Origin of the sequence: Deinococcus indicus (assembly GCF_002198095.1) — a bacterium.
GTDB lineage: Bacteria > Deinococcota > Deinococci > Deinococcales > Deinococcaceae > Deinococcus > Deinococcus caeni.
Genome location: NZ_NHMK01000009.1, coordinates 30,278 through 50,456, shown reverse-complemented (window position 1 = coordinate 50,456; position 20,179 = coordinate 30,278). Strand labels below are relative to the sequence as shown.

At 72.0% G+C, this 20,179-nt stretch carries 21 protein-coding genes; 9 read left to right on the top strand and 12 right to left on the bottom strand.

All coding sequences use genetic code 11. The features are described 5' to 3' along the window. Positions 1–190: 190 nt before the first annotated feature. The 4 genes from CBQ26_RS02855 to CBQ26_RS02840 form a co-directional block, all read right to left on the bottom strand. Positions 191–586, bottom strand: a complete 396-nt coding sequence (locus CBQ26_RS02855; protein WP_088247091.1) for a lysozyme inhibitor LprI family protein — start codon at positions 584–586, stop codon at positions 191–193. Positions 587–635: 49 nt separating this feature from the next. Then, complete coding sequence (locus CBQ26_RS02850) at positions 636–1,187, bottom strand: GNAT family N-acetyltransferase (RefSeq protein ID WP_172417892.1); 552 nt, start codon at positions 1,185–1,187, stop codon at positions 636–638. Positions 1,188–1,200: 13 nt separating this feature from the next. Next, positions 1,201–1,719: a hypothetical protein gene (locus CBQ26_RS02845; protein ID WP_143341960.1), complete on the bottom strand. Its 519-nt coding sequence runs from the start codon at positions 1,717–1,719 to the stop codon at positions 1,201–1,203. Between the two features lie 103 nt (positions 1,720–1,822). Beyond that, positions 1,823–2,278: a DUF805 domain-containing protein gene (locus CBQ26_RS02840; RefSeq protein ID WP_088247088.1), complete on the bottom strand. Its 456-nt coding sequence runs from the start codon at positions 2,276–2,278 to the stop codon at positions 1,823–1,825. A gap of 59 nt (positions 2,279–2,337) precedes the next feature. Here CBQ26_RS02840 and CBQ26_RS22380 point away from each other — a divergent pair, with 59 nt between their 5' ends. After that, complete coding sequence (locus CBQ26_RS22380; protein ID WP_229844300.1) at positions 2,338–3,045, top strand: metallophosphoesterase; 708 nt, start codon at positions 2,338–2,340, stop codon at positions 3,043–3,045. After that, positions 2,973–3,368 (top strand): metallophosphoesterase family protein, encoded by a 396-nt coding sequence (locus CBQ26_RS22375; protein WP_229844301.1) that lies wholly within the window; start codon positions 2,973–2,975, stop codon positions 3,366–3,368. The genes CBQ26_RS22380 and CBQ26_RS22375 overlap by 73 nt, the downstream gene beginning before the upstream one ends. Positions 3,369–3,437: 69 nt before the next feature. On the opposite strand, the gene CBQ26_RS02830 is transcribed toward CBQ26_RS22375, so the two are convergent. Together CBQ26_RS02830 and infC are read right to left on the bottom strand one after the other, a co-directional pair. Then, positions 3,438–3,683 (bottom strand): glutaredoxin domain-containing protein, encoded by a 246-nt coding sequence (locus CBQ26_RS02830; protein ID WP_055362196.1) that lies wholly within the window; start codon positions 3,681–3,683, stop codon positions 3,438–3,440. A 234-nt stretch (positions 3,684–3,917) separates the two neighbouring features. Beyond that, positions 3,918–4,532 (bottom strand): translation initiation factor IF-3, encoded by a 615-nt coding sequence (gene infC / locus CBQ26_RS02825; protein ID WP_088247087.1) that lies wholly within the window; start codon positions 4,530–4,532, stop codon positions 3,918–3,920. Positions 4,533–4,661: 129 nt separating this feature from the next. Between infC and CBQ26_RS02820 the strand changes: the two genes are divergently transcribed. From CBQ26_RS02820 to recR, 4 genes are all read left to right on the top strand, one after another. Beyond that, positions 4,662–6,785, top strand: coding sequence for an amylo-alpha-1,6-glucosidase (locus tag CBQ26_RS02820; RefSeq protein ID WP_088247086.1), 2,124 nt, complete (start codon positions 4,662–4,664; stop codon positions 6,783–6,785). 83 nt (positions 6,786–6,868) lie between these two features. Continuing rightward, positions 6,869–7,546 carry an NUDIX hydrolase gene (locus CBQ26_RS02815; protein ID WP_078300475.1) on the top strand — a complete coding sequence of 226 codons (678 nt, stop codon included), beginning with the start codon at positions 6,869–6,871 and terminating at the stop codon, positions 7,544–7,546. Positions 7,547–7,628: 82 nt separating this feature from the next. Beyond that, entirely contained in the window at positions 7,629–7,919 is a 291-nt protein-coding gene (locus tag CBQ26_RS02810; RefSeq protein WP_088247085.1) for a YbaB/EbfC family nucleoid-associated protein, read from the top strand. Between the two features lie 7 nt (positions 7,920–7,926). After that, entirely contained in the window at positions 7,927–8,535 is a 609-nt protein-coding gene (gene recR, locus CBQ26_RS02805; RefSeq protein ID WP_088247084.1) for a recombination mediator RecR, read from the top strand. Between the two features lie 64 nt (positions 8,536–8,599). Here recR and CBQ26_RS02800 read toward each other — a convergent pair whose 3' ends face one another. Beyond that, a complete protein-coding gene (locus CBQ26_RS02800) occupies positions 8,600–9,220 on the bottom strand; it encodes a polysaccharide deacetylase family protein (protein ID WP_280522575.1) in 621 nt (206 codons plus the stop codon). A 95-nt stretch (positions 9,221–9,315) separates the two neighbouring features. Beyond that, entirely contained in the window at positions 9,316–10,557 is a 1,242-nt protein-coding gene (locus CBQ26_RS02795; protein WP_229844302.1) for an MFS transporter, read from the bottom strand. Between the two features lie 74 nt (positions 10,558–10,631). On the opposite strand from CBQ26_RS02795, the gene CBQ26_RS02790 reads away from it, so the two are divergent. Next, positions 10,632–11,324, top strand: a complete 693-nt coding sequence (locus CBQ26_RS02790; RefSeq protein WP_088247083.1) for a glycosyltransferase family 2 protein — start codon at positions 10,632–10,634, stop codon at positions 11,322–11,324. On the opposite strand, the gene CBQ26_RS02785 is transcribed toward CBQ26_RS02790, so the two are convergent. Then, positions 11,266–12,447, bottom strand: a complete 1,182-nt coding sequence (locus CBQ26_RS02785) for a glycosyltransferase family 4 protein (protein ID WP_088247082.1) — start codon at positions 12,445–12,447, stop codon at positions 11,266–11,268. The genes CBQ26_RS02790 and CBQ26_RS02785 overlap by 59 nt on opposite strands. 189 nt (positions 12,448–12,636) lie before the next feature. Here CBQ26_RS02785 and CBQ26_RS02780 point away from each other — a divergent pair, with 189 nt between their 5' ends. Continuing rightward, positions 12,637–13,650 carry a YkoP family protein gene (locus CBQ26_RS02780; RefSeq protein ID WP_229844303.1) on the top strand — a complete coding sequence of 338 codons (1,014 nt, stop codon included), beginning with the start codon at positions 12,637–12,639 and terminating at the stop codon, positions 13,648–13,650. 70 nt (positions 13,651–13,720) lie between these two features. Then, a complete protein-coding gene (locus CBQ26_RS02775) occupies positions 13,721–14,272 on the top strand; it encodes a VOC family protein (protein ID WP_088247081.1) in 552 nt (183 codons plus the stop codon). A gap of 16 nt (positions 14,273–14,288) precedes the next feature. Here CBQ26_RS02775 and CBQ26_RS02770 read toward each other — a convergent pair whose 3' ends face one another. From CBQ26_RS02770 to CBQ26_RS02760, 3 genes are all read right to left on the bottom strand, one after another. Continuing rightward, positions 14,289–17,249 carry a GAF domain-containing sensor histidine kinase gene (locus CBQ26_RS02770; RefSeq protein ID WP_088247080.1) on the bottom strand — a complete coding sequence of 987 codons (2,961 nt, stop codon included), beginning with the start codon at positions 17,247–17,249 and terminating at the stop codon, positions 14,289–14,291. Between the two features lie 263 nt (positions 17,250–17,512). Continuing rightward, entirely contained in the window at positions 17,513–18,199 is a 687-nt protein-coding gene (locus CBQ26_RS02765; RefSeq protein ID WP_088247079.1) for a response regulator, read from the bottom strand. Between the two features lie 104 nt (positions 18,200–18,303). Beyond that, the gene (locus CBQ26_RS02760; RefSeq protein WP_088247078.1) at positions 18,304–20,055 is read right to left on the bottom strand and encodes an ABC transporter substrate-binding protein; all 1,752 of its coding nucleotides are present in this window, start codon (positions 20,053–20,055) and stop codon (positions 18,304–18,306) included. Positions 20,056–20,179 lie beyond the last annotated feature (124 nt).

Sequence of the window (20,179 nt, the reverse complement as noted above, 5' to 3'; positions counted from 1 at the left end):
CGGTCTGACCACACCCAGCGAAACGCCTGAGAACCACGGAAGGTGGGTTCTCAGGCGCGGAGAGTTCGCGTGACCAGTCCGGGCAACAGCGGCATTCGGTGCAGCCCCACGCCACGCATCACCAGACCGGAGTGACGGGCGGGAAGCTTCATGCGGTCAGGATAGCGCCCAGGAGCACGCAGCGGCAAGGTCAGCGCAGTTTGCTGGGCTGGCAGCCGGTACTCAGACACTCCCGTAGGCGGTCATTAAGGAAATTGAGTCGGTCCACGGTCTTGCGCGCCGCACAGTCGCTGTACACCACGCTTCCCCAGCGCGGATCGACGTCCACACAGGTCGAGTCGCGTTCCTTCATCCAGTTCCGCTGCGTCTGCCGCAGGGTCTGCTGCGCCTGGGGCGTCAATCTCTTCAGGAGCTTCTGGTAGGTCACGTTCAGCTCGTCATCCGCGCGGATCAGCAGCTTGGCGTCGCAGTACACCCGGTCAAAAGTCCCCGCCGGAGCGTTGCAGCTCTGCTGCGCCTGCGCTGAACCGAGCCAGCCCGCGCCGGAGGCGCCGAGGATCAGGATGGATGCCAGGAGTCGTCGCATAAACCGAGCTTAACTGACTGACAGGACCGTCACTGCCTCATCTGCTTCCTCACCACGGCCATCCGCGCAGGTTCATCCTCTCCCCCACCGGCCAGTCCCGCAGGGCGGCGTGGACGGGCAGGATCAGGGTGGGACCGGCGTTCGTGACCCACTGGTCCTCGTCCGGGTCGAGGTAGTGGGCGGGATTCGGCACGCGGACGAATCCGCCGCTCTCGTAGAACGGGACGACCTCCTCGCGGCATTGCAGGAACGCGAATTCCACGTCCGGGAGCGTCTGCAGGAAGGCGTGCAGGTCGCGCAGCAGTCGGCGGCCCAAGCCACGGCGCTGGAATGCGGGGTGCGTGGCGACGCCGCCCACCCCCACGATGGTCACGTCACGCCCCCCGATCTCCGCCACACGCCGCCCGAATCCCATCTGCGCCACCGGCACTCCAGCCGGGTCGGCCAGCCACAGGTGCCACTCCGGTTCGCTACCCCAGTACGACGTACCCGCCCAGAAGTCCGCGAAGTGCGGGTACGCGGCGATCAGCAGCGACCGCAACCCGGCCTCCAGTTCCGGCGTGAGGGCCGCGCGGGGCGTGACGTGCGCGGTCAGGGTCACGCACCACACCGCATCAGCGCAGAGGCACCAGGACGCGCAGGCCGATCAGGCTGGTCGGTCCGGCCCGCACGATGCCTTCCACGTTCACGCCGGGGCCGCGCCAGCCCACCAGGGCGTGCGCGTTCGCCAGTGCGACCGGTGAGAGCAGCGCGTCCGGCAACCCGGAATCCGACGTGCGGACGTCCAGGCTGACGCCCGTCCCGGCCTCCACCCCGTAGTACCAGTCACCGCCGGGGCGCAGGTACGTGGCGTCCACGCGCAGGAACGCGCGGCTGAACGCGCCGGGCGTGGCGGCGTTCAGTTCCAGCGTGCCGCGTACCGCGCCGGCCGGGCCGGGCAGCGTGCCGGTCACGGCAACCTGAACGCCCCCTTCGGCCACCGCTGCGCCGGACCCGCTGACGGCGGCGCCGCCCGCGACCTGCGCGCCGACACTCCAGTCGGCGGCGTGTGCGCCGCCCGCACCGCCCAGCCCAAGCCAGCCCAGCATTCCAGTCAGCAGGGCGGCCCTCATCGTTCCTGACATTCCGATCATGCCCTCAGCGTAGCCGTGCGGGTGGCACTCGTCTGGGCGCAGGTGCGGCCCTCATGCAGGAACGCCGCCCCAGGCGACCGGAGGCGGCGTTCAGGGCGGAGGCTTACCAGTTCTGCACAGAGGTCTGCGCGGGGGTAGCGCTGCCGGTCAGGCCTTTGGGGTTGGGGCCCCACTTGTTGCTGCCGCTTTCGCTGTCGAGGACCATGAAGACGAGGACCACGAGGCTACCGAAGGGCACGAGGTTCAGCAGGTACCACCAGCCGCTCTTGCCGGTGTCGTGCAGGCGGCGCACGGCGATGGCGAGGCTGGGAATGAAGGTAGCGAGTGCGTAGAGCGCGTAGATCGCGGCGAAGATCAGGGTGCTGCCGGTCAGGGCGGCGCTGGGATCCATGCCAGCGTCGGTCTGCATGGCCAGGCCCATCAGGACACCGGAGATCGGGATGGCCAGCACGAACGTGATGATGCTGTTGATCAGGGTGTACATCCAGTACTCGCGGCGGCGGGCGCGGCCCTGAAAGTTGGCGTAGTTGTTGCGGATGGCATTGACGTAGTCGTTCATGGTGTCTCCCTGTGGCGCAGCGTGTTGCTTGAGGGCAGTGTACGGAGGAGAGTGGGCGCATGTTGCCAAGGTTGAGGATGGGGCTGGCGCTGGTCCTGGGGGGATTGCTGGTGGCCTGCGCGCCGCGCCTGACAGACAACATGAACGTGCCGGACGTGCAGGCGGGCCTCCCGACCCTGCCCGCTGATCGGCTGCGGGTGCTGGTGATGGGGGATCAGGGCACGGGGACGGACGTGCAGTGGCGGGTGGCGGCCGCCATGCGGGAGGTCTGCGCGCGGGAGGGCTGTGACCTGGGGGTGGGGCTGGGGGATAATTTCTACCCGTCCGGGCCGAAGGACGCGTCCTCGCCGTTGTTCCGGGAGCGGTTCGCGGACGTGTACGGGCCGCTGGGCGTGCCGTTCCTGATGGTGCCGGGCAATCATGACGAGTCGTGGCTGGTGGGCGGTGACGGTGCCGATGCGCGTGGCGCGGAGGTTCAGGTGGCGTATTCGCGGCTGAACGCGCAGTGGGTGATGCCGGGCCGGTCGTACCGCGCGCTGGTCGGGGCGTTGGCGGAGTTCTTCGCGGTGGATACGGCGCCGCTGGCTGCGTACCTGCCGGGCCTGCGCCCTGCGGACCGGCCGGGTGGCGCGTGGCCGCTCAGCGGGCGTGGCTCGCGGGCGCGGTGCGGGGCAGCGGGGCGCGCTGGCGGCTGGTGCTGGGGCATCACCCGCTGTTCAGTAACGGGAAACACGGGGATGCCGGTGAGTACGACGACCTGCCGCTGACGTTCCAGAAGGGCGGCGCGGTGCGGGACCTGTACGGCGCGGCGTGCGGCGTGGCCGACGTGATTCTCAGCGGGCACGTGCACGCGCTGGAGGTCTTCGCGCCGCAGCCGGGTTGCGCGGGCATGTGGACGGCCGTGTCGGGCGCGGCGGGCGAGGTGGGGGATGGCCCGGTCGGCGTGCGCCCGGCGGCGTTCGCGGCGTACGGTCAGCCGGGCTTCCTGCGCCTGGAGATCACGCCGGACGCACTGACCGTCTGGGCGTACACGGTGGCAGAGGACGGCGTGGTGACCGCGCGCGAGGCCGCCCGACTGCGCAGGGGGTGATGGTCAAAGGTTGATGGTTGATAGAGGGGTGTCCTCCATCAACCATCAACTTTTAACTTTCGACGTGTTTTACAGTCCGGCTTCGGCCAGGAAGGCGTCGAGTTTCTGGGGGCGGAAGCCGCTGAGGCTGGCGGCCACGTCGCCGTGGACGAGGGTGGGGACGCTGCGTTTGCCGCCGTTGACGCTCATGACGTACTGGGCGGCCTGGTCGTCCTGTTCGATGTTGATTTCTTCGAAGGCGAGGCCCTTGCTGGTCAGGGCGCGTTTGGTGGCGTGGCAGTCGGGGCACCAGCTGGTCGTGTACATCTTGATCATGGTGGGTTCTCCTTGGGGTGGGGGTCGGGGTGATCCGGCCCGAAGCGCACGTCAGTTTATAAAATAAAGCATCCGGGGGATTGAGGGGCGGGCAACAATGCGGGCTGCCGACGCACTGAGCGTCCGTTCATCCGCACCGATCCTCCCGACAGAATGCGCGGCCCACCCCGGTACAGGGCAGGCCGCGCGTTCTGTGCTGGGTCAGTGCTCAGCAGTGGGTGGTCCGACCGGCGTTCAGGCGCTGGCGGCCTCGCCGGAAGCGGCGGGGGCCTCGGTGCGGGCCGCAGCCTCGGCGGAGGCGTCGTCCGTGCGCTCCTTTTTCGGGGCGGGGGCGGCCTTGGGGGTCATGATCATGTTCATGTCCATGCCCATCATGCTGGGCGTTCCCTCGGGCGCGCCGATGTCGGCGAGCGTCTCGGCGACGCGCACCAGGATGCGCTCACCGAGTTCCGGGTGGGTGCGTTCGCGCCCGCGGAACATGATGGTCACCTTGACCTTGTGGCCTTCTTCGAGGAATCGGCGGACGTGCCCGGTCTTGGTCTTGAAGTCGTGGTCGTCAATCTTCACGCGGAATTTGATGGCCTTGACTTCCTGGGCGCGGGCGCGCTTGCGGTTTTCCTTCTCGTTCTGCTGCTGCTCGTAGCGGAACCGGCCATAGTCGAGCAGGCGGCAGACAGGGGGCACGGCCTGCGGGCTGACCATCACGAGGTCCATGCCCGCCTCGCGGGCCATCTGCATGGCGTCGCGAGTGTCAATGATGCCCACCTGCTCGCCTTCCGCGCCGATCAACCGGATCTGGCGCACACGAATCTGCTCGTTGACCTTGTGTTCTTTCGCTATGTTCATCACCTCTTACGCGCCCGGTGCACGCTGGCCGTCCGGGCGGCTGTTGCCCACGACGGTTCGCGGGCGAATGAGGCTCAGTCTACCACGCGGCTGCGTGGCGCCGACCCACCGGGCGTCTGCCATGCTGTGGGCATGAGCGGTTCCTCAACTTCCGGCCCTGTCCGTCCCGCCGCCCCTGGCCCCGCGTCGGTGTACACGTACGGTCCGCTGGCCGCCCGCGACCCGGACCTGGAGGTGCTGCTGACCGACGGGCTGGGCGGCTTCGCGCTGAGCAGCGTGGCGGGCGTGCCCACCCGCTGCTACTCGGGGCTGGTGGTCAGTGCTCAGCCGCCGGTGCGGCGCCGCACGCACTTCATCTCGCCGCTGGAGACGCTGGGCGTGGCGGGGCGCGAGGTGACGCTGCACGCACTGGAGATCGCGCCCGGCGTGTTCGAGGGCCGGGGGCTGGAGTTGCTGACCGGCGCGGCCGTGTGGGACCTGCTGCCCGAGCGGGAGCAGCTGTTCGCGGGCGTGCGGGTGCGGCGGCGGGTGTTCATGCCGCCCGGTTCCGGCGCGGCCGTGTTCCTGTACGACGTCCAGAGCCGCGAGCCGGTCACGCTGCGCCTGGGCGGGCTGTTCGTGAGCCGCGATATGCACCACGTTCACGCGCGGGTGCCGGAGCTGCAGTTCAGTGCGGGGGGGCGCGAGGTGACGGTGCGCGGCCCGGACGGCAGCCCGGACGGCAGTGGGGACGGCCGTGCAGAGGGCGGGCCGGTCACGCGGGCCACGCTGCACGCGCCGGGCGCGGTGATCGACGCGCTGAGCCCGCAGCCGCACCCGCAGCGGGTGTACTACCGGCACGACGCGGCGCGCGGCGAACCGGACCACGAGGTGACGCTGGGCAGCGACCTGTGGGAGGTCAGTTTCCCGGCGGGCGGGGGGCGCGCGGCGCTGGTCGTGCAGGGCCTGACGCCCGCGACGGCCGCGCACACGGTCACGGACCCCTGGGCGGCGTACGCGCAGGAGGCCGCGCGCCGCAGTGAACTGGCGCGGCGGGCGCAGGACACGAGCGGCGTGCGCGACGAACTGGTCGCCACGCTGGCCGTCGCCGCCGACGCCTATCTGGTGCGGCGAGAGCGGCCGGCGGGCGTGACCGTGATCGCCGGGTACCCGTGGTTCGCGGACTGGGGCCGGGATTCCATGATCGCCCTGACGGGCCTGACCCTGCTGACCGGCCGGCACGCCGAGGCGCGCGACCTGCTGGGCACGTTCCTGGCCAGCCTGCGCCGGGGCCTGACACCCAACAACTTCCATGACGACGGGGGCGGCGCCGGGTTCAACACGGTGGACGGGGCGCTGTGGCTGGCCGTGGCGCTGGAACGCTACGTGAGCGTGACCGGCGACCTGAGTTTTGCGCGTTCGTCACTGCCGGCGCTGCGGGAACTGCTGGACTGGCACCTGCGCGGCACGGACCACGGCATCCGCGCCGACGACCGCGACGGGCTGCTGCTGGCGGGCGAGCCGGGTGTGCAGCTCACCTGGATGGACGTGAAGGTGGAGGGCTGGGTGGTCACGCCCCGGCACGGCAAGCCGGTCGAGGTGCAGGGGCTGTGGCTGGCGGCGCTGGGGGCCGAGGCGCGGCTGTCGGACGCGCTGGGGGAACGCCCGCAGTACGTGGGCGCCCTGGCCCGCGCGCGCGAGTCCTTCCCGGCGTTCTGGCAGGGCGGCGCGTACGCCGACACCCTGAGCGCCGACGGCACCCCGGACCGCAGCGTGCGCCCGAACGCGGCGCTGGCGCTGGCGCTGCCGGACACGCCCACCACGCCCGCGCAGGTGGACCGCGTGATCCGCGAGGTCGAGTCGCAGCTGCTCACGCCGGTCGGGCTGCACACGCTGTCGCCGCTGGACGACCGTTACCGGGGCAACTACGGGGGCACGCAGGTGCAGCGGGACGCCGCGTACCACCAGGGGACGGTGTGGCCGTGGCCGCTGACGGCGTTCGTGGAGCTGCTGCTCTCGCGCGGCGAGGTGCGCCGGGCGCGCGCGGCCCTGGCGGGCCTGACCGGGCACGTCTGGGAGGCCGGCGTCGGGCACGTGTCCGAGGTGTTCGCCGGGGACTCGCTGCGACCCGGCGGGTGTCCGTTCCAGGCGTGGAGTACGGCGGAACTGCTGCGCGCGCACGTGCTGGTGTCGCTGGCCGAGGCGCAGGCGGCGCGGCCCGCCCCGGCGCCCACGCCGGCCGGGCCACTGCCGCTGTCCACCCAAAACCTGACCTGAAGCGCGCTGGCGTAGGCGTCCGCCCGCCCGTGGAGCGACACTTATCCTTGACGTACCAGGGACACAAACCCTAGCATTCAGGGATGAACAGCCTCGCCCTTCCCCCGCAGGCCACCCAGGTCGGCCTCGCGGTGGACGTCGCCGCCTTCGCCATGCACGCCGGAGAACTGATGGTGCTGCTGGTGCAGCGCGGCGAACTGCCGCACGCGCGCGACTGGGCGCTGCCCGGCGGTTTCGTCCACCCCGGCGAGGAACTGCACGAGGCCGCCCTGCGCGAACTGCGCACCGAGACCAGCGTGGAACTCGAACCCCGCCACCTCGAACAGTTCTTCACGTTCGGCGAGGTCAACCGCGACCCGCGCGGCCGGATCGTCAGCGTCGCGCACCTCGCGGTGCTGCCGCACGGCACGGTCAGCGTCAGCGGCGGCGGGCACACCCTGGGCGCCGAGTGGGTCAGCGCGCACCGCCCGCCCCGCCTCGCCTTCGACCACCAAGCGATCCTGGACCGCGCCCTGGCCCGGCTGCAACTGCGCCTGGAGTACGCGAACCTGGCGCTGGAATTCCTGCCCGACACCTTCACGCTGCCCGAGTTGCAGGGCGTGTTCGAGGCGATCCTGAACCGCAAACTGGACAAACGCAACTTCCGCAAGCGGCTGCTGTCGCAGGGCACCCTGACCGTCAGCGGCGAGCGCCGCAGCGGCGTGGGCCGCCCCGCGCAGCTGTACCGCCGCGCCAAGGGCACCCGCACGCCCGCGCTGTAGGAACGCGCCGTGACGGGCACCCGGCCCCCATCCGCGCCGCGCGCCACCTTCTGCCCCCCGGCCGCCCGCTAGACTGCGTGGCATGGACATGAAGAAACTGATGAAGCAGATGCAGCAGGCGCAGGCCGCCGCCGCGAAGATCCAGGACGACCTGGCCGCCAAGAGCGTGGAAGGCAGCGCCAGCGGACTGGTCACCGTCACCATGAACGGCCACGGGAAGGTCACGGCCCTGAAGATCAAACCCGAGGCCGTGGACCCGGACGACGTGGAAGCCCTCGAAGACCTGATCCTAGTGGCCGTGCAGGACGCGGGCGCCAAGGCCGACGCCCTGCAACAGGACGCCACGCGCGGCCTGGGCATCCCCGGATTCTGAGGCGCGCTTGAAGTACCCTCCATCGCTGGTGGCGCTGATCCGCGAACTGTCGCGCCTGCCGGGCATCGGCCCGAAAAGCGCGCAGCGGCTCGCGTTCCACCTGTTCGAGCAGCCGCGCGAGGACATCGAGCGGCTCTCAAGGGCGCTGCTGGAAGCCAAGCGGGACCTGCACACCTGCCCCGTGTGTTTCAACATCACGGACGCCGACCGCTGCGACGTGTGCAGCGACCCGACCCGCGACCAGAACCTGATCTGCGTGGTCGAGGAACCCGGTGACGTGATCGCCATCGAACGCAGCGGCGAGTACCGCGGCCTGTACCACGTGCTGCACGGGGTCCTGAGTCCCATGAACGGCGTCGGACCGGACAAACTGCACATCCGGCCGCTGCTGCCGCGCGTGCAGGAGGGTCAGGAGGTCATCCTGGCGACCGGCACGACCGTCGAGGGCGACGCGACCGCGCTGTACCTCCAGCGGCTGCTCGAACCGCTGGGCGCCGTCGTGAGCCGCATCGCCTACGGCCTGCCGGTGGGCGGCGCACTCGAATACGCCGACGAGGTCACCCTCGGCCGCGCCCTGGCCGGCCGGACGCGCGTCACCAAACCCCCGGTCAGCTGAAAGACCCCTCACCCAACCCTCTCCCCACGGGAGAGGGCTTTTTCGTGTCCCTACACTCTGCTGCCTACCTCCCGTAGCTGCCGCGCAGGCGCGCCCAGCCCTCGCGCAGGCCGATGCGGTGGGGGCGCAGGTCGTTCAGGGTGACGGGTGTCAGGCCGCGTTCGCGCAGGCCGGTCAGCAGCGCGCCGAGCAGTTCGGGCGTGACCTGCGGGCCGTCGTGCAGCAGGATGACGCTGCCGGGGCGGATGTGCGCCAGGGTGTGGGCGGCCAGTGCGGCGGCGGGCTGGGCCGTCCAGTCGCGGCTTTCCACGTCCCACAGGGCGATCTGGCGGCCGGTCAGGTGCGCGATGGGGCGGGTCAGGAGGCTGTGGCCGCCGTAGGGGGGGCGGTACAGGTGCGGGCCGCACCGGTCGGGGTGGGGGTGCCACGCGATCTGCGCCCATTCCTGCCAGGGGGTGAGGCGCAGGGCGTGGCGGTGCCAGCGGCCGTGCGCCTCGATCTGGTGCCCGGCGGCGTGCAGGTCGCGCAGTCCGCCGGGGTGGGCGCGGCAGGCGGGTTCGGTCACGAAGAACGTGGCGGGCGCGCCGTGGGCGGCCAGGACGGCCAGCAGGTCCGGCGTGCGGGGGCCCGGGCCGTCGTCGAAGGTCAGGGCGACGCGGGGGTCGCGGCGGGAACCGGCGCCCAGGGCTCCCAGTCCGGCCGCGCGGAAGATCAGGTCGCCCAGCAGCAGCGCGGCGGGCAGCGCGGCCAGCCGCAGCGCCGTCCGGGTGGGTGCGCGGTTCAGGACGGTCCCCCGGAGGCCGCCCCAGAGGGCGCCGCGGGGGCAGGCGCGGCGCTGGCGGGGAAGGCGCGGCGGAACAGCAGGTAGAACGCGGCGGCCAGCAGGGCCAGGGTCGCCCCGAGCCCGAACGGGCCGCGCGCCCCGAACTGCGCGAAGGCCAGGGTGCCCAGCAGCGGCCCGACGGCGGTGCCGATGTTCTCCAGGGTCATCAGGAAACCCCACGCGGCGGGCCGCTGGGCTTCGGGGAGGGTGCGGGTGACCAGGGCGCCCCAGCCGGGCTGCACGCCCGCGAAGCCCAGGCCGACCAGCGCCGCCAGCGGGAACAGCGCCCAGGTGGGCGGCAGGGTGGCGATGCCGGCCATGCCGACGCCGATCAGGGCGAACCCGCCGGTCAGGGTCAGCAGGGCGCGGCCCCGGTCGGCAACGCGGCCCACGAACGGCAGGCTGCCGAACGCGACGAGGGCGCCCGTGACCAGCACGGCGATCATGGTCCAGTACGGGAGTTCCAGCACGTCCGTCAGTTTGAACAGCACCTGCCCGAACAGCGACAGCGTGACGGTCTGCATGATCGCGGCCGGAATCAGGGGTTGCAGGCGGCGCAGCACGTCGCGCCGCTCGCCGGGCGCGGGCGGGGTGCGGTCGGGACCGCGGACGGCGTGGGCGGGCAGCAGGAACGCGCTGACCAGCGAGACGCCCACCATGCCCAGGCACAGCAGGAACACGCCGGTCACCGGGAAGTCCCGCAGGAACCCGAACAGGAAGTACCCCAGCCCGATGAACGGCAGGACGGCCATGGACACGGCCGTCAGCGCGCGGCCCTGCGCGCCCTCCGCGGTGGAGTCGGCGGTCAGGTTCATGGCGCCGGGCCACGCGGCGCTGAAGCCCACGCCGTGCAGCGCGGCGGCGAGTAGCAGGACCCAGCCGGCCTGCGCGACCAGCAGCAGCGCCATGGCGATCAGGCTGAGCAGGGCGCCGGCGATCATGACCGGGCGCAGGCCGTAGCGGGCGATCATCAGGCCGGCCGGGCCGCGCATGACGGTGTCCGCGCCGACGTGCAGCGCCCAGGCCAGCCCGACCACGGACGGCGCGATGCCCAGCGCGTCCTGCGCCTGGGCGCTCTGGCCCAGGTAGGACAGGTACAGGCCCGAGCGGATCAGTTCGGCGCAGGCGAGCGAGAAGGTCGCGGCGATCACGGCGCGCAGGGTGCCGGGACGCAGGGGGAGGCGGGATCGGACGCTCACAACCGTTCCATTCTGAGGCCTGCGGGCCGCCGCGAGGCCCGGCAATCGGCGGCGCGGCCTGATAGCCTGTGCCGGTGCCCGGCTTTACCGTTGTCATTCCCGCCCGTAACGAGGAGGTCTACCTTCCGCTGACCCTGCGTGCCCTGGAGGCGCAGCGCAAGGCGCCCGACGAGGTGATCGTCGTGGACAACGGCAGCCGGGACGGAACGGTGGCGGCCGCGCGGGCCTGGGGCGCCACGGTGCTGCGCTGCGAGCAGCCGGGCGTGGCCCGCACCCGTCAGATGGGCCTGGAAGCGGCGCGCAGCGAGTGGGTCGCCACGACCGACGCGGATTCGCTGCCCAGCCCGCAGTGGCTCGAGGCGCTGTCCGGGGCCACGCCGGGCCGCACCGCGCTGTACGGCCCCATGCGGTTCTGCGGGGTCGCGCCGCACTGGTCGAAGCTGTCCGGCGCGGGGTACAGCGCGTTCCTGCACGCCTGCCGGCTCGTGGGGAAACCGAACCTGGCGGGCGCGAACATGGCCTTCTCGCGCGTGGCGGCGCTGCTGGCCGGCGGGTACGCGGACGTGGAAGCCTATGAGGACGTGATCCTGGGGCAGGCGCTCGCGCGGCTGGGGCCGGTGGCGTACGTGCCGGGCGCGCTGGTGGAGACCAGTGCGCGCCGGCTGGACCGGGGCGTGGCGCCGTTCCTGTGGCAGCACCTGCGCAACATCACTGGTCATACGCGAGGGTATTTCGAGGCTGAGTCCCCGACTCCCCCGGAAAGGTGACCTCGCGCGGCATGCCCAGCACGGCGGCGTAGACGTCGAGCACCTGGGCGGCCACGCCGGCCGGGGTGGTGGAGGCCCCGAAGGCGCGCGCGCCGGCCGACAGCCGCGACCACAGCTGCGGGTCGTCCAGGATGTCGCGGGCGTGGCGGGTCAGGGCGTTCACGTCGGCGGGGGTCACGAGGTACCCGCTGCGTTCGTGCGCGACGCCGCTGAGGGTGCCGCGCGCGCCGACGGCGACGACCGGAACGCCCATCAGCTGCGCCTCCTGCAGCACCAGTCCCTGCGTCTCGGTGTCGCTGGCGAACAGGAACAGTTCCGCGAGGCGGTAGTACGCGCCGATCTCGGTCCAGGGACGCACGCCCAGGAACGTCACGCGGTCGGCCACGCCGATGCGGGCGGCGTGCGCCTCGAGGTGCTGGCGTTCCGGTCCCTCGCCCAGGATCACGAGGTGCGCGTCGGGCAGGCCGGTCAGGGTGTCGAGCACGTGGTCGAAGCGTTTCTCGCGGGCGAGGCGGCCCACGCTGAGCAGCCGGCGTTTCCCGGCGGGCCAGGGGCTGGGGACGGGCGGGGCGGCCTCCAGGGCGCGCGGGTCGATGCTGGTGGGAATCACGACCGGGTTGCGCACGCGCATGGCGCGCAGCACGTCCATCATGCCGGCGGTGGGCGTGATGACGGCGTCCGCGCGGCCGTACAGCAGGCTCATGGCGCGCGTCACGACGCCAGTGTGGCGTTGCAGGGCGGTCATGCCCGGCACGTAGTGCGTGTACGCCTCGATGTGCGTGTGGTACGTGGCGACGTGCGGCACGTCCCACTTGCGCGCCAGCCGCGCCCCGGCCAGCCCCAGCGTCAGGGGCGTGTGGGTGTGGACCACGTCGTACTTCTGGTGGAAGTCCTTCCGGGTGGGCCACGCGAGGCGGTAGGTGGGCAGGAACATGTAACGCAGGCTGTCGACGCGCACGACGTCGGTGCGGGTGTCCACGTGTTCCGGGAAGTCCGGGGCGACCACGTCGACGTGGTGTCCCTGGGCGCGCAGCTCGTCGCTGAGCAGCGCCACGCTGGTCACGATGCCGTTCTGGTCCGGCAGGAACGTATCGGTGAACAGCCCGATGCGGAGCGGTTTCATGCGGTCCTACCGCGGCGGCGTTCCGCTGTCCGGAACCCGTGAAAGTTTAAGGAATCCTGAAGCATCGTCACTGCCGAGCATACGACGCCGGAGATGAGAGTGTCGTCAGGTCTTCCCCTCCCCCCCTGCCGCGTGAGGGGAACGGGCAGCGCGCGGACGCGTGTGGGCACGGGGCGCTACAGTCCGGGAGTGAACGCACGAACCTTCATGATGCGGGCGGCGCTACGGGCCGGGGTGGGCGGCGCGTGGCACGGCGGGCAGCCCGGCGCGCCGCAGGTGGCGCTGCTGGTCCCGGTCGGAACGCCCGCGCAGCTGCGCGCGGCGCTGACGGCCCTGTCCGGCACGCCCGCCACGCTGCTGGTCGCCCCGGCCCTGGCCCGCCTGGACCCGGAGGGCGTGCGGGCCGCCGCGCGGGCATGTCATGAACTGGCCGGTCAGGGCGACCCGGCCGGCCTGACGCTGCTGGAAGCCACGGCCGGTCAGCCCGTCACGGACTGGGCGGCGCCGGACAGCCTGCCGGCCCTGCGGCGCCTGCTGGCCGGTGGGCTGCGGCCCCTGCCCCGCCCCGCCGGACCGCCGGAACCCGGAGCGCTGCGGGCCGTCACGCCCGGCGAGCTGGAGGGCACGCTGACGGCGTGGCGGGCGCTGGGGTACCGGCCGGTGCCGCTGCGGGACCTGCCGGGCGCGCGGGCCGGCACGCCCCGCGACCTGCTGACCGACCTGTACGTGCGGGTCGTCGAGGACCGCTACGCCCGCTCGCAGGGCGTGATCGACCTCGCGCAGCGGGCCGACGGCGTGATGCGGGTCGCGCCGCTGGGTCACGCGCCCGCCCCGCTGCCGCTGCCGCCCGGCACGCCCACCGCCGAACTGCACCTGCACTCGCAGCGGGTGGTGGGGCTGGCGTCCCGCAGTCTGCTCGGCGCGTACCGGGCGTACCAGCGGAGCCTGAAGGACGTGGGGGCGGCGCTGCGCGAACGCCCGGAACTGGCCTCCGCGCAGGCGGTGTTCGCCGTCACGCTGTTCCACGGGCCGCTGGAACAGGCGGGGTTCACGCTGCTGGACCTGCCACCCGCCCAGGCCCGCTGGTACGGGCTGGGGTTCCGGCTGCTGCGCGCCGCGTACGGCACCACCCGCACCCCCAGCGAGGGCACCCCGAAGATGGCGTGGCTGCCCCGTGAGGAGTTCCTGCGCCGCTACGGCTGATACGGCCTCGGAGATCCGCCACGCAGAGTGGGAGTCAAACGGCAGTCCGTATGAGCGCGTACCCTGGGGCATGACCCGCGACGTCCTCAGCCGCCGGGTGCAGGTGCAGGGCCTGCATCACGTCACCATCGTCGGTTCCACCCGCCAGAGTGCCCTGGACTTCTGGGAGGGCGTGCTGGGCATGCCGTTCGTGTTCGAGCAGCCCAACCTGGGCAACCCGGCCGAGAACCACCTGTACTTCGATCCCGGCGACGGCCGCCTGCTGACCGTGTTCACCGACGAGGGCCGCGTGGACGCCGGGCGGGACGCGCCGCGCGAACCGGGGACCGTCGAGCACCTCGCGTTCACGGTGTCCCGCGCGACCTTCCAGCTGGCCCCCGCGCGGCTGCGGGCACGCGGCATCGAGGTGCTGGAACGCGACCGGGGGTTCATGGATTCGCTGTACTTCCGCGATCCGAACGGCATGAAGGTCGAACTGGCCTGCTACAAGTTCCAGACGCCCGAGGGCCTGCGCGACGCGGACGTGCTGCGCCGCGCCTATGAACTGCGCGTGGCGCGCGGCGACGACTACCTGAGCCCCGAGCACCTCGCGGACGCCATCGAGGAACTGCTGCGCCGCTGAGCTGCTAGCTGCTCCCTCAGCCGGGCAGGGTGAAGGTCAGGGTGGTGCCCTCGCCGGGGGCGCTCTGCACGTCCAGGGTGCCGCCGGCCAGGGTCACACGTTCGCGCAGGCCCAGCAGGCCCAGGTGGCCGGCCTGCGCCTGCGCGTGCGCCTGTTCGGTGGTAAAGCCCCGGCCGTCGTCGGTGATGGCGACCCGCACGCCGCCCTGCGGCAGCTCACCGAACGCCACGCGGATGGCGGCCGTGTGGGCGTGGGCGTGCTTGTCGACGTTGTTCAGGGCTTCCTGCGCCAGCCGGAACACCGTGAGTTCCGTGGCGGGACTCAGGCGGCGTTCGGCGCCGCTGACCTCCAGGCGGGTGGCGGTCAGGGCCTGCGTGGCCAGCCATTCCAGGGCGGGGAGCAGGCCCAGGTCGTCCAGCACGCTGGGGCGCAGGTTGCGCGCGAAGCGGCGCACGCCGTCGATGGCGGCGTTCAGGTCGAGCAGGATGTCGTCGGCGCGGGCCTTCTGCTCGCCGCTCAGGTCACGGGCGAGCCGCGCCACGCGGCGGGTCGTGGCGGTCAGGACCTGCGCGGTGTCGTCGTGCAGTTCGCGGCTGATGCGGCGGCGTTCTTCCTCCTGCGCCTGCGTGAACAGCGTCAGGAAGCTGCGCAGTTCGCTCTGGCGGCTGGTGGCGGCTTCCAGCGCCTGCCCGCGCCGGGCGATCTCGTCGGCGAGGGTCTGGAGTTCCGAGAGGTCGCGGCTGACGGTCAGCATGCCGCGCCCGTCGTCCACGCTGCCCAGCCGGACTTCCAGGTGGTACGGGCCGATGCGGATCTCGGCGCGGCTGCCGCTGGCGCGGGTCCGGGCGTCCGTCCAGGCGGCCTGGAGGGCCGGGCGCGTGTCGTGGGTGGGCAGCGTCAGGAGGTCCGCGCCGGTCAGCGGGCCGGTCAGCGGTTCGAGCAGCGTGCGGGCGGCCGGGTTGGCGTACTCGATCACGCCGCGCGCGTCGGTGCTGACGATCAGGTCGTGCGCGCCCTCCGCGAGTTGCCGGTAGCGGGCTTCCTCGCGTTCCAGCGCGGCCAGCAGGTGCTCGCGGGTCAGGGTCTGCGCGACCTGATCGGCGAGGCTGCGCGCGAATTGCAGGGTCCGCGCGCCCGGCGCGTCGGGGCCGGGATCGTCGAAGTACAGGAAGCCCAGCGGTTCGGGCGGCGCGCCGATCAGCGGCACGATCAGGCCGCTGCCCGCCACGGGCAGGGTGTGCCGGCGGGTCAGGGGGCGGGGGCCGCGCCCGAGCTGCGCGGCGAGGTCCGCGAGTTCCTGCGGGTGCGGCGGGTGCAGGTTGTACGTCGCGCAGCGCGTCACGGGTCGCGCGGCGCCGGGCGCGCCCTGTTCCTCGTGGAACAGGGCCAGCAGGCCGCGCCCGGCGTGCAGGGCCAGGGTCGCCTCGCGCACGGCGCCGTGCAGGGCCTCGTCGGTGACGGGGCCGGCATTGGTGACCGGGCCGGCGCTGCCGTCGGCGCGTTCGCTCAGGACGCGGCTGACGGCCAGCAGCGCGCCGGCCTCGCGTTCACGCAGCTGCTCTTCCTCGTACAGGCGGGCGTTCTCGATGGCCAGACCCGCCTGCGAGGCGAACACGCCCGCCAGCGCCAGGTCGTCGCCGTCCAGCGGCAGCGGGGCCGTCCAGTACAGCGTGAGCGCCCCGAACACGGTCGGGCCGACCCGCAGCGGCAGGCTCACGACGCCCCGGTAGGGGTACGTGCCGTTGGCGAGCAGCTGGCGGGCGTAGCGGCTGCTGCCGCCGTAGTCCTCGGCAGTCAGGTCGCGCGCCGCGACCCGCGTGCCCTGCGCGACCGCGCGGCCCGTGACGCCCACGCCGACCTTCGCGCGGACGCGCAGCATGTACTCGCTGGGCAGCCCCACCGCCGAGCGGATGCTGATGCTGCGGCCGTCCGGCTGCGTCTCGTACACGGCGGCGGCGTCCGCGTGGAACAGCGCCACGGCGCGTTCGAGCACCTGCTGGAGCGTGTCGCTCAGGTGCAGGCTGCCGGCCAGCGCCGCGCCCGCCTCGCGCAGCGCCTCGGCCGCCTCGCGCTTGCGGGTCTCGATGCCGTACAGGCGGGCGTTGTCGATGGCCAGGGCCGCCTGCTCGGCCAGCGCCAGCACGATGCGGGCGTCGTCGTCGGTGGCGGGCACGGGGTCGGTCGTGTCCACGTACAGCAGGCCCAGCGCCTGTCCACGGGCGCTGAGCGGCGCGATCACCGCCGTTTCCGGGTTCAGTTCCTGCAGGCCGCGCGCCAGCGGCGAGTCGTGGTCGCGGCCCCGCTCGAAACGGATCGCCTCGCCCCGCTGCACCAGCGTCTCGAAGGTGACGGGTCCGACGCCGATCCCGCCCGTGAAGGGCTGCGTGAACCCGTGCGTGAAGACCTCGCCCGTGCGGGCACCCCCGTCGCGCAGTTCGCTGAACAGCGCCACGAACGCCCGCCGGAACCCCAGGGCCAGCGCGGCGCTCTGCGCGGTGACGGTCAGGACCTCCGCGAGGTCCAGGCTGCCGCCCAGGCGGCGCATCAGGCCCTCGACGGTCTCGGCGATGCGGCCGTGGCCGCGCCGCGCCTCCCTGGCCTGCACGCCCTCGACCGCCAGGGTCAGCAGCGGCGCCGCGTGCAGCAGGGCGCGCAGGGCGGCCGGGTCGGCGCCCACGAATTCCAGGGCGCCGCACCCGAACGGCAGGGCGGCCAGCATGCCCTCGCCAGTCAGGACGCCGCCGCTCAGGGCGCGGGCGACCAGCGTGCCGTCACTCAGGGCCAGTCCGCGCCCTTCCTCGGCCACCGGGAGCGGCTGGCCGTCCGTGACCACCCACACCCGCGTGCCGTGCGCGTGCGTGGCGCGGCAGGCGTAGGCGGCCAGCAGCTGCGCGAACTGCGTGACGCTCGACGCGGCCGACAGGCCCGGCGGCAGCGGCGGCAGGGTCAGGCTCGGCTCATCCGGGGCGTGACTCATACGGACTCCGATTGAATGGGCTGCAAAGCCCGCCGGGTTCGAGCGGATGCGACTCGTAGAGCTGCTCCGCAGAGAGGGAGAGAAACGGGTTCCGGACGTGGAGCCGGCAATCCGGTGCGGTTCCGGATTGTTGGCGAAACAAACGGAATCCGTATCACGCGGACTCCGACCGACCGGGTTTCACGAACCGTTCCGGGCGCGGAAACGGCCGTCCGGTGGTGTGCCGGGTGGGGGGCGAGACAGACGGAGTCCCTGCCACGCGCTCAGACGGACTGCGGATCGATCCAGCCGCGCCGGATGCCGTGCAGGACCGCCTCGGTGCGGCTGCCGACCCCCAGTTTCGAGAAGATGTTCGCCAGGTGGACCTGCACGGTGCGGGGGCTGATCTCCAGGTCGCGGGCGATCTCCTTGTTGGTGCGGCCGGTCGCGGCGACCCGCAGGACTTCCAGTTCGCGGGGGCTCAGGTCGTCCTCGGGCGGGGTGGGGGTGGTGTGCGCGCTGAAGCGTTCCAGCACCTTGCGGGCCACGCTGGGGTGCAGGGCGCTCTCGCCCGCCGCGACGGCCCGCACGGCGCCCAGCAGGTCGTCCTCGCTGGCGTTCTTCAGCAGGTACCCGGCCGCGCCGGCCTCCAGCAGCGCGAACACGTAGGCGTCGTCGTCGTAGCTGGTCAGGACCAGCACACCCACGCCGGGCTGCTCGGCCTTGATGGCGCGGGTCGCGTCGATGCCGTTCATGCCGGGCATGCTGACGTCCATCAGGATCACGTGCGGGTTCAGGGCGCGCGCCCGCAGGATGGCTTCCTCGCCGCTGGACGCCTCGCCGACCACGCGCAGGTCCGGTTCGGTCTCCAGCAGTTCGCGCGTGCCCTTGCGCACGACCGGGTGATCGTCGACCAGCAGCAGCGTGATGGGCGCACTCGCCCCGGATTCCAGCGTGTCGGCGTCAAGCATAGGCGCAGGATAGTGCACCCGGCCCGTTCAGGCCGCCCGGAACGGCGACGGGCCGCCCCCCGCAGGAGGGGACGGCCCGGTTCGGCAGTCCTGCCGGAAGGCGCTCAGCTCTTGCTGAGGTTCTTCCAGTACGTGCCGGCCCAGAAGGCGTTCATGGGGTTGAAGGTCGCCTCGCCCACGCCGCTGATGTTGTCGCGGTACGTGAACACGGTCGGGGAGGCGGGCATGACCACGTAGTACGCCTGGTCCTGGGCGCGCTTGGCGATCTGCGCGTACAGTTCGTCACGCTTGGCCTGATCGGTGGTGCTGCGGGCCTCGGTGATCAGGGCGTCCATCTCGGGGTCCTTGGCGTTCAGGCGCGGGCCGTAGTAGCCGGTGCTGGCGTAGAAGGTCGTGACGAAGTTGTCCGGGTCGGCGTAGTCCGGCGCCCACGCCGAGAGGATCATGGCTTCCTTGGGCGCGTTCGTGGACTTGATCAGCTCGCTCCATTCCTTCGCGACGATGTTCACGCGGAATTTGGGGTTCAGGGCCTCGATGTTCTTCTTCAGCAGTTCCATGGCGGTCTGCTGGGTCTGCGCGCCGGCGCGGTAGGAGATGCTGACCGTGAAGCCATTCTCCCAGACCTGACCGCCCCAGGCGCGCTGGAAGGCCGCGCGGGCGACTTCCGGGTTGAACTCGGGCGCCGCGAGGTTGGTGTCGTAGCCGGGGAAGGAGTCGGGCAGCAGGAAGTTACGGGCCGCGCCCTTGCCTTCCTGCACCTGCTCGATGTAGGTGGGCACGTCGAAGGCCGCCACGAAGCCGCGGCGCACGTCCACGTCGCTGAAGAAGTTCGCGGGGATGCCCTGGCCGTCCAGTTTGCCGCTGCCGAGCGCGCCGCCCTGGGCGATGTTCTGGTTCATGCTGAAGCCCGCCGCGACCGTGTTGGGCAGGTCGTCCAGTACGGCCACGCCGTCCTTGCCGGCCAGCTGGCTGGAGATGATGGGGCGCCCGCCCTCCTCGATGAAGTCCGCGTCGCCCTTCAGGAACGCCTGGATGCGCGCGGCCTGCTCGGGGACCTTCTGGATGATCACGTTCTTGATGCTGGGCTTCTGCTCGCCCCAGTACTCCTCGAACGCGGTGGCGGTGACGCTGGTGGCGTCCTTGCCGACCAGCTTGTACGCGCCGGTGCCGCTGGGCTTCTGCGCCAGCTGGCTGCCCATCAGGTCCTGGCCGACCGCTTCTTTCCAGGTGGCCTCGGTGCCGTCCCACTCGCCGATCTCGATGGCGTGCTTGCTGTCCACGATGCCCTGCCCGATGTACGCGAGCTTCGCCAGGAAGGCCGGGTCGGTCTTCGGGAGTTTCAGGACCAGCACGTCGCCGTCGCACTTCACGGCGTCCGTGATGCGCTGCCACGTGATGCTCTTGTCGTCGTTGGCGTTGGCGGGCGTGCCCAGCAGGCTCTCGCTGATGAACCAGTTGCCGCTGTCGGCGGTGTTCGTCACGAGGTTGCGGCGCAGGGTGTACTCGGCGTCGGCGCAGGTGAAGTCGTTGCCGCTGTGGAACTTCACGCCCTCGCGCAGCGTGAACCGGTACTCGGTGCCGGCGTCGTTCGCTTCCCACTCGGTGGCCAGCAGCGGCTCGAGTTCGGTCAGGCTGCTGCCCTTGTACCCGACCAGCGTCTCGTACAGGTTCTCGACGACCTGACCGCTGGCCGTGTCGTAGGTGGTGCCGGGGTCCAGGGTGGGAATGTCGGCGGACTCCTGGATGATCAGGGTGCTGCCGGCGCCTTCGCCGGCGTTGCCGCCGTTGTTGCAGGCGGCCAGGGTCATGGCGAGGGTGGTGAACGCCACGGCTCCGAAGATCTTGTTACGCTTCATCTGTCTCTCCTTACATCCGCGCCGGTTGAGGGCGGACGTGGTTCTGTTCGCGCTCCGTTCATCGGGCACGCTGGTGTCTGGACCGGGGCTCTCCCCTGCCGGGGACCGGCTGTATGCAGCGAGG